General features: G+C 36.5%; 13 protein-coding genes. 11 read left to right on the top strand and 2 right to left on the bottom strand.

The features are described 5' to 3' along the window. Window positions 1–3 precede the first annotated feature (3 nt). The 7 genes from C1N55_RS12390 to recO all read left to right on the top strand — a co-directional run bounded on the left by C1N55_RS12390 (window position 4) and on the right by recO (window position 6,461). The gene (locus C1N55_RS12390; protein WP_137729118.1) at window positions 4–960 is read left to right on the top strand and encodes a PhoH family protein; all 957 of its coding nucleotides are present in this window, start codon (window positions 4–6) and stop codon (window positions 958–960) included. Between the two features lie 145 nt (window positions 961–1,105). Next, entirely contained in the window at window positions 1,106–3,229 is a 2,124-nt protein-coding gene (locus C1N55_RS12385) for an HD family phosphohydrolase (protein WP_370452524.1), read from the top strand. A gap of 15 nt (window positions 3,230–3,244) precedes the next feature. Beyond that, entirely contained in the window at window positions 3,245–3,718 is a 474-nt protein-coding gene (ybeY, locus tag C1N55_RS12380) for an rRNA maturation RNase YbeY (protein WP_137729117.1), read from the top strand. Beyond that, entirely contained in the window at window positions 3,719–4,069 is a 351-nt protein-coding gene (locus tag C1N55_RS12375) for a diacylglycerol kinase family protein (protein ID WP_137729116.1), read from the top strand. A gap of 60 nt (window positions 4,070–4,129) precedes the next feature. After that, on the top strand, window positions 4,130–4,549 hold the full coding sequence (locus C1N55_RS12370; RefSeq protein ID WP_137729115.1) for a cytidine deaminase: 420 nt from the start codon (window positions 4,130–4,132) through the stop codon (window positions 4,547–4,549). Further along, on the top strand, window positions 4,530–5,447 hold the full coding sequence (era, locus tag C1N55_RS12365) for a GTPase Era (RefSeq protein ID WP_137729114.1): 918 nt from the start codon (window positions 4,530–4,532) through the stop codon (window positions 5,445–5,447). Before C1N55_RS12370 ends, era begins: the two co-directional genes overlap by 20 nt. A 234-nt stretch (window positions 5,448–5,681) precedes the next feature. Next, window positions 5,682–6,461 (top strand): DNA repair protein RecO, encoded by a 780-nt coding sequence (recO, locus tag C1N55_RS12360; protein WP_137729113.1) that lies wholly within the window; start codon window positions 5,682–5,684, stop codon window positions 6,459–6,461. A gap of 3 nt (window positions 6,462–6,464) precedes the next feature. Here the strand turns inward: recO and C1N55_RS12355 are convergent, their stop codons facing one another. Together C1N55_RS12355 and C1N55_RS12350 are read right to left on the bottom strand one after the other, a co-directional pair. Next, window positions 6,465–6,938: a hypothetical protein gene (locus tag C1N55_RS12355; RefSeq protein ID WP_168193850.1), complete on the bottom strand. Its 474-nt coding sequence runs from the start codon at window positions 6,936–6,938 to the stop codon at window positions 6,465–6,467. A 416-nt stretch (window positions 6,939–7,354) separates the two neighbouring features. Continuing rightward, window positions 7,355–8,743 (bottom strand): glycine--tRNA ligase, encoded by a 1,389-nt coding sequence (locus C1N55_RS12350; RefSeq protein ID WP_137729111.1) that lies wholly within the window; start codon window positions 8,741–8,743, stop codon window positions 7,355–7,357. A gap of 401 nt (window positions 8,744–9,144) precedes the next feature. On the opposite strand from C1N55_RS12350, the gene C1N55_RS12345 reads away from it, so the two are divergent. The 4 genes from C1N55_RS12345 to rpoD all read left to right on the top strand — a co-directional run bounded on the left by C1N55_RS12345 (window position 9,145) and on the right by rpoD (window position 13,913). Continuing rightward, window positions 9,145–9,783, top strand: coding sequence for a transcriptional regulator CcpN (locus C1N55_RS12345; protein ID WP_137729110.1), 639 nt, complete (start codon window positions 9,145–9,147; stop codon window positions 9,781–9,783). Window positions 9,784–9,794: 11 nt separating this feature from the next. Beyond that, on the top strand, window positions 9,795–10,610 hold the full coding sequence (locus C1N55_RS12340) for a pyruvate, water dikinase regulatory protein (protein ID WP_137729109.1): 816 nt from the start codon (window positions 9,795–9,797) through the stop codon (window positions 10,608–10,610). A gap of 323 nt (window positions 10,611–10,933) precedes the next feature. Next, on the top strand, window positions 10,934–12,754 hold the full coding sequence (gene dnaG, locus C1N55_RS12335; RefSeq protein ID WP_137730639.1) for a DNA primase: 1,821 nt from the start codon (window positions 10,934–10,936) through the stop codon (window positions 12,752–12,754). Between the two features lie 31 nt (window positions 12,755–12,785). Beyond that, window positions 12,786–13,913 carry an RNA polymerase sigma factor RpoD gene (gene rpoD, locus C1N55_RS12330; protein WP_137729108.1) on the top strand — a complete coding sequence of 376 codons (1,128 nt, stop codon included), beginning with the start codon at window positions 12,786–12,788 and terminating at the stop codon, window positions 13,911–13,913. Window positions 13,914–13,948 lie beyond the last annotated feature (35 nt).

Here is a 13,948-nt window from a genome sequence, read left to right as displayed (position 1 = left end):
TTTATGTCAGAACAATTATCAGAATTACAAGTTGAAAATCCAAATGAAGCAGTAATGCTGCTTGGAATGTCAGATGCTAATTTAAAACTGATTGAAGAAACATTTAACGTTCAAATTATCACGCGTGGTGAAGTAATTCAAATTGCAGGAAGCGAACCACAAAAACAACAGGCTAAAGATTTAGTGCAAGCTCTCTTAAAGGTGATTCGCAAAGGTGTAAATATTGATTTGCGTGATGTAGCTACAGCAATCGAAATGGTGAATAAAGGGACAATCGAATATTTTGCAGAGTTATATGAAGAAGAAATAGCAAGAAATTATAAAGGGAAACCGATTCGCGCAAAAACTATTGGACAACGAGAGTACATAAGAGCGATTCGTCACCAAGACCTCGTGTTCGGTATTGGGCCAGCTGGTACGGGAAAAACCTATATAGCGGTAGTAATGGCTACTCAAGCCTTAAAGAATGGCCATGTAAAGCGAATCATTTTAACTAGACCAGCTGTAGAAGCGGGAGAGTCATTAGGATTTTTACCAGGAGATTTAAAGGAAAAGGTAGACCCTTACTTAAGACCTCTCTATGATGCATTACATGATATATATGGACAAGAGCAAACACAAAGACTAATTGAACGTGGAACAATAGAAATTGCTCCTTTAGCATATATGCGTGGTCGAACACTGGATGATGCGTTTGTTATCTTGGATGAAGCCCAAAATACAACTCATATGCAAATGAAAATGTTTTTAACTCGTTTAGGGTTTGGATCCAAAATGGTCATAACGGGAGACAAAACTCAAATTGACTTACCAAAAAATACGGAATCTGGTTTAATCATAGCTGAGCGTAGTTTAAAATATTTAAAAGATATCCATTTTCAAATTCTTGAGGCAGGAGACGTTGTTCGTCATCCGCTTGTTGCAAAAATTATCCAATCATACACAGATCAAGAACTGTAATCTTGCTTGGAATTTGTTTTCATAGGATATAACTGTTTTAAATGTGTACGTTTATCGTGCACATTTTTTATTTTTTAGGAAGATTTCATGAAATAATATTCATAAATTGGTAAACTAGTACATATAGACATTTGGGGGTGCACTAGTGGAAAAGCACTTTAATAAATTACTGAACATGATTAGTTTTCGAACTTTATTAATAGTTGTTTTATTAATTACTGGTATTCTGCAATTCTTTTTAATGCTTGGAAATATACGAAGCACTACATATGATATACAAGCTTTCCAACTTGCTCCAGAAACAATTCGTGCAGTGAAAACAATAGAAGACACTGTGAAAACCGAACAAGAAAGAAATCAGGCTGAGGATGGCGTTGAACCTGTTTATTTGTTCAATGAAGAGACCGCGGAACATCGATCTTCACTTGTAACATCAATCTTTGATATTATTTTGGATGTCCGGAAAGATGTAAGATTGCAAGAGGAAGAAACGCCTATAGACATAGAAAACCAAATCAGCCAATTACGTGAAAAACTAAAAGATATTACGGAAAGTCAATCGCTGCTAATTTTTACGAATAGCCAATTGCAGTCTCTATTGGTTGCCAGTGATGCTGAGTTGAAAACGGCAGAAAACTTTCTGGTAAAAGAAATAAAAACAATGCTGGAAGAGCCGATTCGAACAGAAAATGTGGCACTAAAACGTACAGAAATCGAAACGAAAATCCGCCAGGAAAGTACCATAGCTGAAGATATAATAAGTGCAATCAATTTAATTGGAAGAGCTGCAATTATAGAAACAGAGATTTTAGATGAAGTTCGTACGGAGGAGCTGATTTTAAAAGCTCGTGAAGAAGTTGAGCCTACCAGAATATTGCAAGGTCAAATTATCGTTCAAGAAGGCGAGCTCATTGACCGGGAAGTCTTTAGACAATTGGAACTCCTCGGTTTATTGAATAACCAAACCTCTACAAAGCCCGTACTTGGCCTACTAATTCTTGTAGTTCTGCAAATGGCTTTTATGTACATTTTATTTAATTATTCAGAGATGGAACTTCAGAATAAACGAAAGGCCTTGTTTGTAACGGCAATCATTTATTCTTTCTCCATACTGCTCATGAAGGTGATCAGTTTGCTTTCAGATCAGTTTGATGCAACCATTGCCTTTTTATATCCAACTGCACTGGCAACGATGCTTGTTCGACTTTTAGCAAATGAGAAAGCGGCAATACTTGTTACCATATTGACAGCCGCATCAGCAGGAGTCATTTTCCATGAAGGTTATTCAGCAGTGTTACAAATGGATATCGTTCTATATATAATCTTGGGTGGCCTTTCGAGTGTGTTCTTCATGCGAAGCATGGAAAAAAGATCCCATCTTTTAAAAGCCTGTGGTGTTGTTTCAATTTTTAACTTGTTATTTATTGCTTTTTATTTATTGATGTCACAAACAAACTATGACTTATTTGAATTGTTATTCTATTCGGTTGCAGGTATTGCATCAGGGATTTTATCTGGTGCTTTAACAATGGGATTATTGCCATTCTTTGAATCAGCATTTGGATTATTGTCGACAATGAGATTAATCGAATTATCAAATCCAAACCATCCATTATTGAAAAAGTTATTAACTGAAACTCCGGGTACTTATCATCATAGTGTGATGGTAGCAAATCTTGCAGAAGCTGCTTGTGAAGCAATTGGGGCAGATGGTTTGTTAGCGAGAGTTGCCTGTTACTATCACGATATCGGTAAAACACGAAGACCTGCATTCTTTATTGAAAATCAAATGTCTGGGATTAATCCTCATGATTCTTTACCGCCGGAGAGAAGTGCAGAAATCATTATTTCTCACACTACAGATGGTGCTCAATTATTAGAAAAACATAAAATGCCAAAGGAAATTGTGGATATTGCCTTACAGCATCATGGTACTAGTACATTAAAATTCTTTCTTCATAAGGCTAAAGAAGAAAGGGAAGACGTGGATGAGAAGGTATTTAGTTATCCAGGGCCAAAACCGCAAACGAAAGAGGCAGCTGTTATAAGTATTGCTGATAGTGTAGAGGCAGCAGTTCGTTCTATGAAACAGCCTAACTCAGAAAAAATTCAAAAACTAGTCTATTCTATCGTGCAAAGTCGTGTACAAGAACATCAATTTGATGAATGCGACGTCTCGATTAAAGAGTTAAAGATTATTGAGAAAGTACTATGTGAGACTTTAAATGGAATCTTCCATTCACGAATCGAATACCCAAAAGAAGGATAATTTTAGGAGGCACTAATGCTTAATATTGATTTTTTAGATGAAACAAACGAAGTAAAGGAGCAGCATTTGGAATTGGTTGAACAATTATTACAACATGCTGCAAGTCATCTTGATATTGAAGACGGCAGTGAAGTGTCGGTCACATTTGTAACGAATGAAAAAATTCATGAAATCAATCGTGATTACCGAGACAAAGATCAGCCGACAGACGTTATTTCCTTTGCTCTTGAAGAATTAGGAGAGGGAGAGATTGAAATTGTTGGTGAAGGAATCCCCAGAGTTTTAGGAGACATCATTATTTCAACCGATCGAACAAAGGAACAGGCTGCTGATTTTGGACACTCTTTTGAAAGAGAATTAGGCTTTTTAGCTGTACATGGATTTTTACACTTATTAGGATATGACCATATGACAGAAGAAGATGAAAAAATCATGTTTGGAAAACAAGATGAAATTCTGACTTCTTTTGGCTTAGGTCGTGATTTCTGAATGGACGTCCATAAACTGCTCAAATCCTTTGGGTATGCTTTTTATGGAATATGGACTGCAATGAGAGAACAAAATATGCGCATCCATATCATTAGTGCAATTATCGTGATAATTGCATCTATATTAACTGGTCTAACAATAAATGAATGGTTAATTATTATTCTGGTTATTACGCTAGTGATTGGTGCTGAGATGATCAATACCGCCATTGAAAGTGTCGTCAACTTGGCATCACCGGAAATTCATCCCCTTGCAAAGCAAGCAAAGGATGTTGCAGCGGGTGCAGTACTTGTAATTGCTCTTGCAAGTGTTATAATCGGATTACTTATTTTTCTACCAAAATGGTTTTAACATTATCAAGTGAATAGATAAAGGTATGAATAAGGTATTTATGAAGGAGCGGGGAAATTAATGACAGTAGATATGAAAGATTTAATTGAACAATCAAAAGTTGCTAGAAAAACGGCTTATGTACCATACTCAAAATTTCCGGTAGGTGCAGCATTGCTTACAGAGGATGGAAAAGTTTATCAAGGCTGCAACATTGAAAATTCCAGCTTCGGTTTAACAAATTGTGCAGAAAGAACAGCTATTTTTAAGGCGGTTTCTGAAGGCAATAAAAAGTTTAAAGCAATTGCAGTGGTTGCAGATACAGTCGGACCATGTTCACCATGTGGAGCATGCAGACAAGTTATTTCAGAATTCTGTGCACCAGACATGCCGGTTTACTTAACAAACCTAAATGGAGATCTACAACAAACGACAGTTGCCGAGCTTTTGCCTGGCGCCTTTACACCGGAGGACTTAGATAATGCAGGAAAAAAACAATAGCTACAAATCAGGATTTATCTCAATAATTGGACGACCGAATGTAGGGAAGTCTACTTTTTTAAACCGTGTTATCGGTCAAAAAATTGCGATTATGTCGGATAAACCACAAACTACAAGAAATAAAATACAGGGTGTACTGACACGTGAAGCATCTCAAATGGTCTTCATTGATACACCAGGGATTCATAAGCCGAAACATAAATTAGGTGAATTCATGATTAAGGTATCCAAAAATACTTTACGTGAAGTAGACATCATTATGTTTATGGTGAATGCAGAACAAGGAATAGGTAAGGGTGACGAATTCATTTTAGAGCTGCTTGAAGGGACCAAAACACCTGTATTTCTAGTTGTGAATAAAATCGACCAAATTCATCCGGATGAATTAGTTCAAACGATTGAAACATATAAAGGGAAATTCCCATTCGCAGAGATTGTTCCGATTTCTGCGCTACAAGGGAATAATGTCGACCAATTACTTGAAACGATTGAAAAATATTTACCTGAGGGTCCACAATATTATCCTGCAGATCAGGTGACCGATCACCCAGAGCGTTTTATCATATCAGAAATGATTCGTGAAAAAGTTCTTCATTTAACAAGAGAAGAAATTCCACATTCAATTGCTGTCGTTATCGATAAAATTAAGCGTGACGAAGAGAACGAAAATATGATTCGCGTTCAAGCAACGATTATGGTGGAACGAGATTCTCAAAAAGGAATTGTTATCGGGAAACGGGGTGCCCTGTTAAAAGAAGTAGGTACACAAGCCCGTAAGGATATCGAAATGCTCCTTGGCTCAAAAGTATTTTTGGAGCTATGGGTGAAAGTACAAAAGGATTGGCGAAATAAATCCGCTCATCTACGTGATTTTGGTTATCGAGAAGATGAATATTAATATTAAGTAAATTCAAAGACAAGCTGTTGAATGCAGTTTGTCTTTTTTTTCGATTGGATATTGTGCTTGCTAGCGAATATAGTAACAAGTAAAACTTGGATAGACCATTATAGAAAAACTTATTAGAAACTTCATAGGTAAAAATCAATCGATAAAAAGTGACTAATAGCGTAAATCATATAGCGGTCATGTATAATAGAAGCAAAGTAAATGTAGAAGGAAGTGCAGTGCCAAATGTTAAATAAATGGGAAGGCATTGTTTTAAAATCGCGAGCTTATGGTGAATCAAATAAAATTGTGACCTTAATGACAAGAGAAGCAGGTAAGATAACTGTAATGGCTAGGGGTGCGAAAAAGCCGACCAGTCGTTTAGCGGGTGTTACCCAAACCTTCATGCATGGGATGTATATGGTGCAAAGAACATCAGGTATGGGAACGATGCAGCAGGGAGAACATTTAGCGTCAATGCGCCATATACAAACAGACATTAACGCCACAGCCTACGCAAGTTATATTGTGGAGCTTGTTGATAGACTAGTAGATGAGGGACCAGAACCTTTTGCTTTTGAGGTACTTTTGCAAGCACTTAATGCTATTGAGGAAGAGCATGATCCAGAAGCCATCAGCTTATTTGTAGATTGGAAGCTACTACCATACACAGGGGTTCAACCAATTCTAAATGCATGTGCATCATGTGGGTCTTTTGATGGGGAGTTTGCTTTTTCCTTTTCACAGGGTGGTTTCTTATGCCATCGTTGTTTCCATCAAGATCCTTATATCATACGTTTATCTCCAACACAGTTAAAATTGATTAGGATGTTTTATAATGTACCGATTGATCAGATAGGGAAGTTAGAGCTGAAAAAGGGGACGAAACAGTTCATAAAGAAAATAGTCACGACAATTTATGAGGAGCAAACAGGTATTCGCTTAAAATCACGTTCATTTATTGAACAATTGGAAAGAACCCCATTATTGACAAGAAGGACAAGTAATGAGGAACCCACTGATTGAGTGTTAAATAATTTTTCGTATGATGTCTAATACATCTTCTTTAACTGCTTGCCAGAATAATTGGGAGGATTGATGAGAGAATCGTCCTTCCATATAAAGTACATAATTCTCATGGATATACTGAATAGAATCATAGTGGAAGTGTAGTCGATGATTCATTTGTTTTATATCAATATTTAGCTCCATAAAGCCATCGACTAACACCTGTAAATCACTAACTTGTTTTCGCAGTTCATCATGCATTTGTGAATGGAATTGACCTAATTTTAAGTCATAATTTGCTTGAGTTCGATGATTTTTGAGAGATTCATTTAAAGAAGCTAGTTTTGAATTTGCTGTAAATAAAATATGATGATGAGTATAGTGTTCTGGTAATTCTTTATTTAATAGTTCACGTACAACGATCAAAAGTTTTTCTGCCGAGGAAATTTCTTCAGCTTCTTGCTTAGGTTGTTTAAATAAAGTGTGAAAGAACATCAATCCCACCTCGATTTTTTTATTATAATTATAATCTAAATTTTCTAACAAATCATCTCCTGAATAAACAAATTGAACAAAATGAACAAAATGATAATTTGAAATGTACATTCTCTTATGAGGAGAGTGTTTTTATTTTGAATTTATACAAAAAAGAACTTATCTCGCAATTGCGAAATAAGTTCAAAAGTAATACTAAGTAGAGTGTTTGCATTTAGAATTGAAGTTGATAGTCTTAATAACTTCAGAAATTTGCAAGTTTGCACCTGTCGCAAGTTTTCGGTGCAGAACCGCAAAACTTCTATACAAAGGAATCTATATTAGAATTGTAAATGCTTTTCTATAAATATTTGGCATATTTGTGCATGTTGCAGGCTTTCGCCACAGTGTCCGTAAATTATCTATTTAAGTGCCAATTAGAATTGAAGATGCTTTTCAATATATGCCTTAACTTCAGTAATAGGCATACGTACCTGTTCCATGCTGTCACGGTGGCGTACTGTTACTTGACCGTCTTCTTTTGAGTCGAAATCATATGTGATACAGAATGGTGTACCGATTTCGTCCTGACGGCGGTAACGTTTACCGATTGACTGTGACTCATCGTAATCCACTGGGAATGATTTGCGTAGCTCAGCCCATACTTCTCCTGCATCATCAGCTAGTTTTTTCGATAATGGTAATACCGCTGCTTTAAACGGAGCAAGAGCAGGGTGGAAGCGTAATACTGTACGAGAGTCGCCGCCTTCAAGCTCTTCTTCATCATAAGCATCACATAAGAACGCTAGTGTTACACGATCTGCACCAAGTGATGGTTCGATACAATATGGAACATAACGTTCGTTTGTAATTGGATCGATATAAGTGAAATCTTCACCAGAGTGTTCCATATGCTGTTTCAAGTCGAAATCTGTACGGTCTGCGATTCCCCATAGCTCACCCCAGCCGAATGGGAAGCGGAATTCGATATCAGAAGTTGCATTTGAATAGTGGGATAGCTCATCATCTTCATGGTCACGTAGACGCATGCTATCGTCTTTCATACCTAGGTTTAATAACCAATTTTTACAGAATTCTTTCCAATATTGGTGCCATTCTAGGTCTTCGCCTGGCTTGCAGAAGAATTCTAATTCCATTTGCTCGAATTCACGTGTACGGAATGTAAAGTTACCTGGTGTAATTTCGTTACGGAATGATTTACCGATTTGTGCTATACCAAATGGTGTACGTTTACGCATTGAGCGTTGCACATTTTTAAAGTTAACGAAAATACCTTGTGCTGTTTCAGGACGAAGGAAAATCTCGTTTGTAGAGCTTTCTGTTACACCTTGGAATGTTTTAAACATAAGGTTGAATTGACGGATATCCGTGAAATCGTTTTTACCACACTCTGGACAAGTAACAGATAGTTCTTCCATTTTTGCTTTCATTTGATCGAAGCTCATACCGTCGACGATAATTTCATTACCTGTTTTTTCTAAAGATGCATCTTCGATTAGTTTATCTGCACGGTGGCGTGCTTTACACGATTTACAATCAATCATAGGATCGTTGAAGTTTCCAACGTGACCAGATGCTACCCATGCACGTGGGTTCATAAGGATTGCAGCATCAAGACCTACATTGTATTCAGATTCTTGAACAAATTTTAGCCACCATGCTTTTTTAACATTGTTTTTTAATTCAACACCAAGTGGACCGTAATCCCAAGTGTTTGCAAGTCCGCCGTAAATTTCAGATCCTGGGAAGACGAAACCACGGTGTTTTGCTAAGCTTACGATTGTTTCCATAGATTTTTGTGCCATAAAAAATTCCTCCTACTATAAATAAAAATATAAAAGCACCCGTCTCCGGGCTTTTTGCCCGGGGACGAGTGCGTATGTACACCCGCGGTTCCACCCCGCTTGATTGTCGGCTAAAGTAAAGCGCATCATTTTCAATGTCGCTACTTTTAACATTAACAATCCTCTTTTAGAAAATTGGCTCAAGGGTGCCGTTTCTCTTTTCTTGTAGGCTTTCACCAACTCCTACTCGCTTTTTTGAAAAGATACTTATTTGTCCTCTCATTGCCTATATGAACTTCTATCGATATTTTATGCTATTCACTCGAACTGTGTCAATATTGTAGCTTTTCATTCATTTCTTCGCAAATGATACCAAATTAGTATATAATATTTATAGAAAAGTATAACACTATTTGAAGCGGGTGAGTCCAATCGAACTCAATAAACGTCAAGACACGATTCTGCAGATCGTTAAAGAGAATGGCCCAATAACAGGTGAACAAATTGCAGAACGTTTAAATTTGACCCGGGCTACTCTACGTCCAGATTTAGCAATCTTAACGATGGCTGGATTTTTAGATGCTAGGCCACGTGTTGGATACTTCTATTCAGGAAAAAAAACAATGACCACGGCAAGTGAATCCATGATGAATTTGAAGGTAGGGGATTTTCAGTCTCTACCAGTAGTAGTATCAGAAAATATGACCGTTTACGATGCCATTGTCCAATTATTTTTAGAAGATGTTGGAACTTTATTTGTTGTAGATGACCAGTCTTATTTGCAAGGGGTTTTGTCCAGAAAAGATTTATTACGAACAAGTATCGGTACACAAGAGCTGACGAAAATACCAGTTCATATTATTATGTCTAGGATGCCTAATATTGTATATTGTAAGAAATCAGATTCATTAATCGGGGCTGCAAAAAAATTAATCGAGCGTCAAGTCGATTCTCTACCTGTTGTCAATGAGACGGAAAAAGGTCTTGAAATTATTGGGCGTTTAACAAAAACAAGCGTAACCAAGGCATTTATTTCATTAGCTGAAACCCATGATTTATAAGGAGTGCTATTTTGAAAAATTTAAAAGTATTCGTTGTATCTGATTCAGTAGGGGAAACAGGTGAACAGGTTGTTAAAGCAGCAGTTTCTCAATTCCGCCCAAACTTTGATAATACTGTAATTCGTAAGTTTCCTAATATTGAAAATAATGATCATATTGAAAAAATTGTTGAAATTGCAAAAGAACAAGATGCAATTATTGTCTTTACGTTAGTTGAAGAAAAAATGAGAAACTATATGATGGATAGTTGTAGTCGCGAAGCTGTCCAATGGATTGATTTATTAGGTCCGATTATCCGTATATTTGAAGAAAAAATTGGTGAGCAGCCAAGAGAAGAACCAGGGCTTGTTCATAAATTAGATGCTGATTATTTCAAGAAAATCGAGGCTGTAGAATTCGCAGTCAAATATGATGATGGTCGGGATCCTAGAGGGTTATTGTTAGCGGATGTGGTCTTAGTAGGTGTATCTCGAACTTCAAAAACCCCACTTTCTCAGTATCTAGCCCATAAACGTTATAAAGTAGCTAATGTACCGTTAGTTCCCGAGATTAATCCACCTGAGGAATTATACTTGGTTGATCCAAAAAAATGCTTTGGTCTAGTAATATCTACGGATAAATTAAATGTTATTCGTAAGGAACGACTTATTGCATTAGGTTTGAATGATGATGCAATTTATGCTAAACCATCTAGAATCGAGCAGGAAATCGAACATTTCAATAAAGTGGTTGAAAGAATCGGATGTTCAGTTATTGATGTAACCAATAAAGCTGTAGAAGAAACGGCAAATGTTATCATTGAAAAAATTGAACAAAATAAGAACTGAAATATTTAATGGCTATCTCTTCAAAAAAAATTGAAGAGGTGGTTTTTTTTCGCGGATGCTCAGAATACATATTAGAAGTCAATTAATTTTTTGTGAAAAATCATCGTAATTATGAAGGGTTAAACCCTGGAATGGATAAAAAATGCATTTTTTTCAATAAAAAAGTGGAAATTTTCATCTATTTGTTTTATAATGAGAAAATTGTGGTAAAAATATTAATAAGAGAAATCTTAGAGCAAAAACACTATTTTTTTGTCGGAAAATAGAGGATTTTTTTAATTTATCTCGAATTGTGTTACTTAGCAACTGAAGTTGGTGATTATATGACCGGAAAAATACCTGAAGAGATGATAGAACAAATACGTTCCCAATCCGATATAGTCGATGTCATAAGTGATTATATGCAACTGACAAAAAGAGGACGTAACTGGTTTGGATTATGTCCATTTCACGGTGAAAATACACCCTCATTTTCAGTGTCTCAAGATAAGCAAATTTTTCATTGTTTTGGGTGTGGCGCAGGAGGAAATGCTATTACTTTTGTAATGGATATTGAAAATATTACATTTCCAGATGCTGTAGTCAAACTTGGAAGCCGCGTTGGAATCAATTTAGATATCCAAAGCAACAGTCTATCCAAAGAAACTCATGCCTATTCAAAGAAAGAAGAAAATATGCTTGAGGCGCATGAATTTACTGCTGATTTTTTTCATCATGTATTAATGAATACAGAAGAAGGGGAACAGGCATTAAATTACTTGCTAAAAAGAGGATTTACAAAGGAACATATCGAAACGAATGGTATAGGATGGTCTTTACCAGGATGGGACACCCTGTCAGTTTTGCTAAAAAGAAAAGGGTTTGATTTAGAAGAAATGGCTGAGTGCGGACTCATCATAAAGCGTGAAAATGACCATACTTATTTTGATCGTTTTCGAGGAAGAGTCATGTTTCCAATTCGGGACGAAAATGGGAAAGTAATTGCATTTTCAGGACGAATCATTGACTCAATAGATGAGGCAAAGTACTTAAATAGTCCAGAATCACCAATATTTCACAAAAGTCAAATACTTTTCAATCTGGATAAGGCAAGAACCGTAATCAGAAAAAAGCGTCAAGTAATTTTGATGGAAGGTTTTATGGATGTACTTGCAGCAAATCAAGCCGGTGTATATAACGCAGTTGCAACAATGGGGACTTCCCTGACGCCACAGCACATCACAAAGCTAAAGCGCTTAAGTGAACAAATAATAGTATGTTATGACGGTGATAATGCTGGTTGGGAAGCTGCCAAGCGGGCTTCTGAAATGTTATATGCCGAAAATTTGAAAGTTGAGATAGCTGTATTACCTGAGAAACTAGATCCAGATGATTATATAAAAAAATATGGTCCGGATTCCTTTGTACAGCAAATTTTAGAAAAGCCACATGCATACATTGCTTTTATGATGATGCATGCAAGGCGAAATAAAAACTTTCAATTTGAGAATGACGTGTTGCAATATACCCAGGAAGTACTTGAACAACTTGTAGGTCGATCTTCGCCTATTGAGAGAGACCTTTATATAAAACAGATTGCAAGTGAAACAAATATTTCTGAGGAAGCAATATATGCTCAGTATAGAAAATTAGATGCTAATAATGCTAAAAATTTTAACCGAGCAGACAACATAAAGCAAACGAAGAAAATTGAATTACAGACAAAAAAACCTTTAACTGCAACTGAACGAGCAGAACGATTGCTTTTATCGCATATGCTTACCAATGATGAGGTTGTAGATAGGATATTAAGAAGCGACCAATCCGAGCCTTTTGTACGAGATGAATACAGTGCTGTTTTCGTACGATTAATCGGATTTTATGAGGAGCATGGAACAGCCGATTACCAAAGGTTTTTAGAAATTCTCGAGGATTCTGAGTTAAGGAAAATTGTAATGGAAGCAGCACTTCTAGAGCATGATTCTGAACAGGCTGAAGCAGAAATCTCAGATTGTTTAAGGCAGTTAAAAAAACATCGGATTGAATTGGAGATAAAAAAATTACTTCATGAGTCACAAGAAGCGGAGAAAATGCACGAGCATAAACGTGCACTGGAAATCGCAATGAACATCATACAATTGAGGAAATCATTATCAACAATTTAGCCGATTTGCGTTGTTAGAAGGAGGAAGGTTTATGGCGGACAAGTCAGAACAATCAAAAGAAGTTGTCAATGGACAGACGATTGACGAAGTGAAAACACTTTTACAAGAAAAAGCAAAAAAATCCAATGAAATTTCTATGCAAGAAATTTCAAGCAAACTCACTCCGTTTGAATTAGAAAATGAAGAAATCTTCCATTTTGCAGAAGATATTGAAAAAAGCTTTGGTATTGAAGTGGATGGAAAAGAAGAGTTTGAAGAAGAAGTTCTTGCCAAACAAGAAGAGAGCGAAGAAGCGTTTGATCTAAATGACTTAAGTGTTCCTCCGGGCGTAAAGATTAATGACCCTGTTCGAATGTACTTGAAAGAAATTGGACGTGTAGATTTACTATCCGCTGAAGATGAAATTAAGCTTGCTGAAAGAATTGAACAAGGTGATGAAGAGGCACGTAAACGCTTAGCTGAAGCGAACTTACGTTTAGTTGTTTCCATTGCAAAACGCTATGTAGGTCGTGGGATGCTGTTCCTTGACCTAATTCAAGAGGGGAATATGGGGCTTATTAAAGCAGTTGAGAAATTTGATTACCGTAAAGGGTTTAAATTTTCAACATATGCTACTTGGTGGATTCGTCAGGCAATTACACGTGCAATTGCAGACCAAGCACGTACAATTCGTATTCCGGTTCATATGGTGGAAACAATCAACAAATTAATTCGTGTTCAAAGACAATTATTACAGGATCTTGGTCGCGAACCATCTCCAGAAGAAATTGGAGAAGAGATGGATTTAACACCTGAAAAAGTACGCGAAATTTTAAAAATTGCGCAAGAGCCTGTTTCTTTAGAGACACCAATTGGGGAAGAAGATGATTCACATTTAGGTGATTTCATTGAAGACCATGAAGCTCAATCACCATCTGATCATGCTGCATACGAATTGTTAAAAGAGCAGCTTGAAGATGTACTCGATACATTAACAGATCGTGAAGAAAATGTCTTACGTTTACGTTTTGGTTTAGATGATGGTCGTACACGTACTTTAGAAGAAGTAGGGAAGGTTTTCGGCGTAACTCGTGAACGTATTCGTCAAATCGAGGCAAAAGCATTAAGAAAACTGCGACATCCTTCTAGAAGTAAACGTTTAAAAGACTTCCTGGAGTAAAACTAACATCTAGAACTTCAAACGAAGTTGTTTAT

The sequence above is a fragment of the Lysinibacillus sp. SGAir0095 genome (assembly GCF_005491425.1).
Lineage (GTDB): Bacteria > Bacillota > Bacilli > Bacillales_A > Planococcaceae > Ureibacillus.
Note: the sequence above shows the minus strand (reverse complement) of the source record. Positions and strands in the feature narration are given on the sequence as shown.

What these genes read in the sequence shown, in the direction of transcription:
- dnaG (WP_137730639.1), top strand. Translation starts at nt 10,934, where the DNA reads ATGACCGGAAAAATACCTGAAGAGATGATAGAACAAATACGTTCCCAA.
- recO (WP_137729113.1), top strand. Translation starts at nt 5,682, where the DNA reads ATGTTAAATAAATGGGAAGGCATTGTTTTAAAATCGCGAGCTTATGGT.
- C1N55_RS12375 (WP_137729116.1), top strand. Translation starts at nt 3,719, where the DNA reads ATGGACGTCCATAAACTGCTCAAATCCTTTGGGTATGCTTTTTATGGA.
- ybeY (WP_137729117.1), top strand. Translation starts at nt 3,245, where the DNA reads ATGCTTAATATTGATTTTTTAGATGAAACAAACGAAGTAAAGGAGCAG.
- era (WP_137729114.1), top strand. Translation starts at nt 4,530, where the DNA reads ATGCAGGAAAAAAACAATAGCTACAAATCAGGATTTATCTCAATAATT.
- rpoD (WP_137729108.1), top strand. Translation starts at nt 12,786, where the DNA reads ATGGCGGACAAGTCAGAACAATCAAAAGAAGTTGTCAATGGACAGACG.
- C1N55_RS12355 (WP_168193850.1), bottom strand. Translation starts at nt 6,938, where the DNA reads ATGTTCTTTCACACTTTATTTAAACAACCTAAGCAAGAAGCTGAAGAA.
- C1N55_RS12370 (WP_137729115.1), top strand. Translation starts at nt 4,130, where the DNA reads ATGACAGTAGATATGAAAGATTTAATTGAACAATCAAAAGTTGCTAGA.
- C1N55_RS12390 (WP_137729118.1), top strand. Translation starts at nt 4, where the DNA reads ATGTCAGAACAATTATCAGAATTACAAGTTGAAAATCCAAATGAAGCA.
- C1N55_RS12350 (WP_137729111.1), bottom strand. Translation starts at nt 8,743, where the DNA reads ATGGCACAAAAATCTATGGAAACAATCGTAAGCTTAGCAAAACACCGT.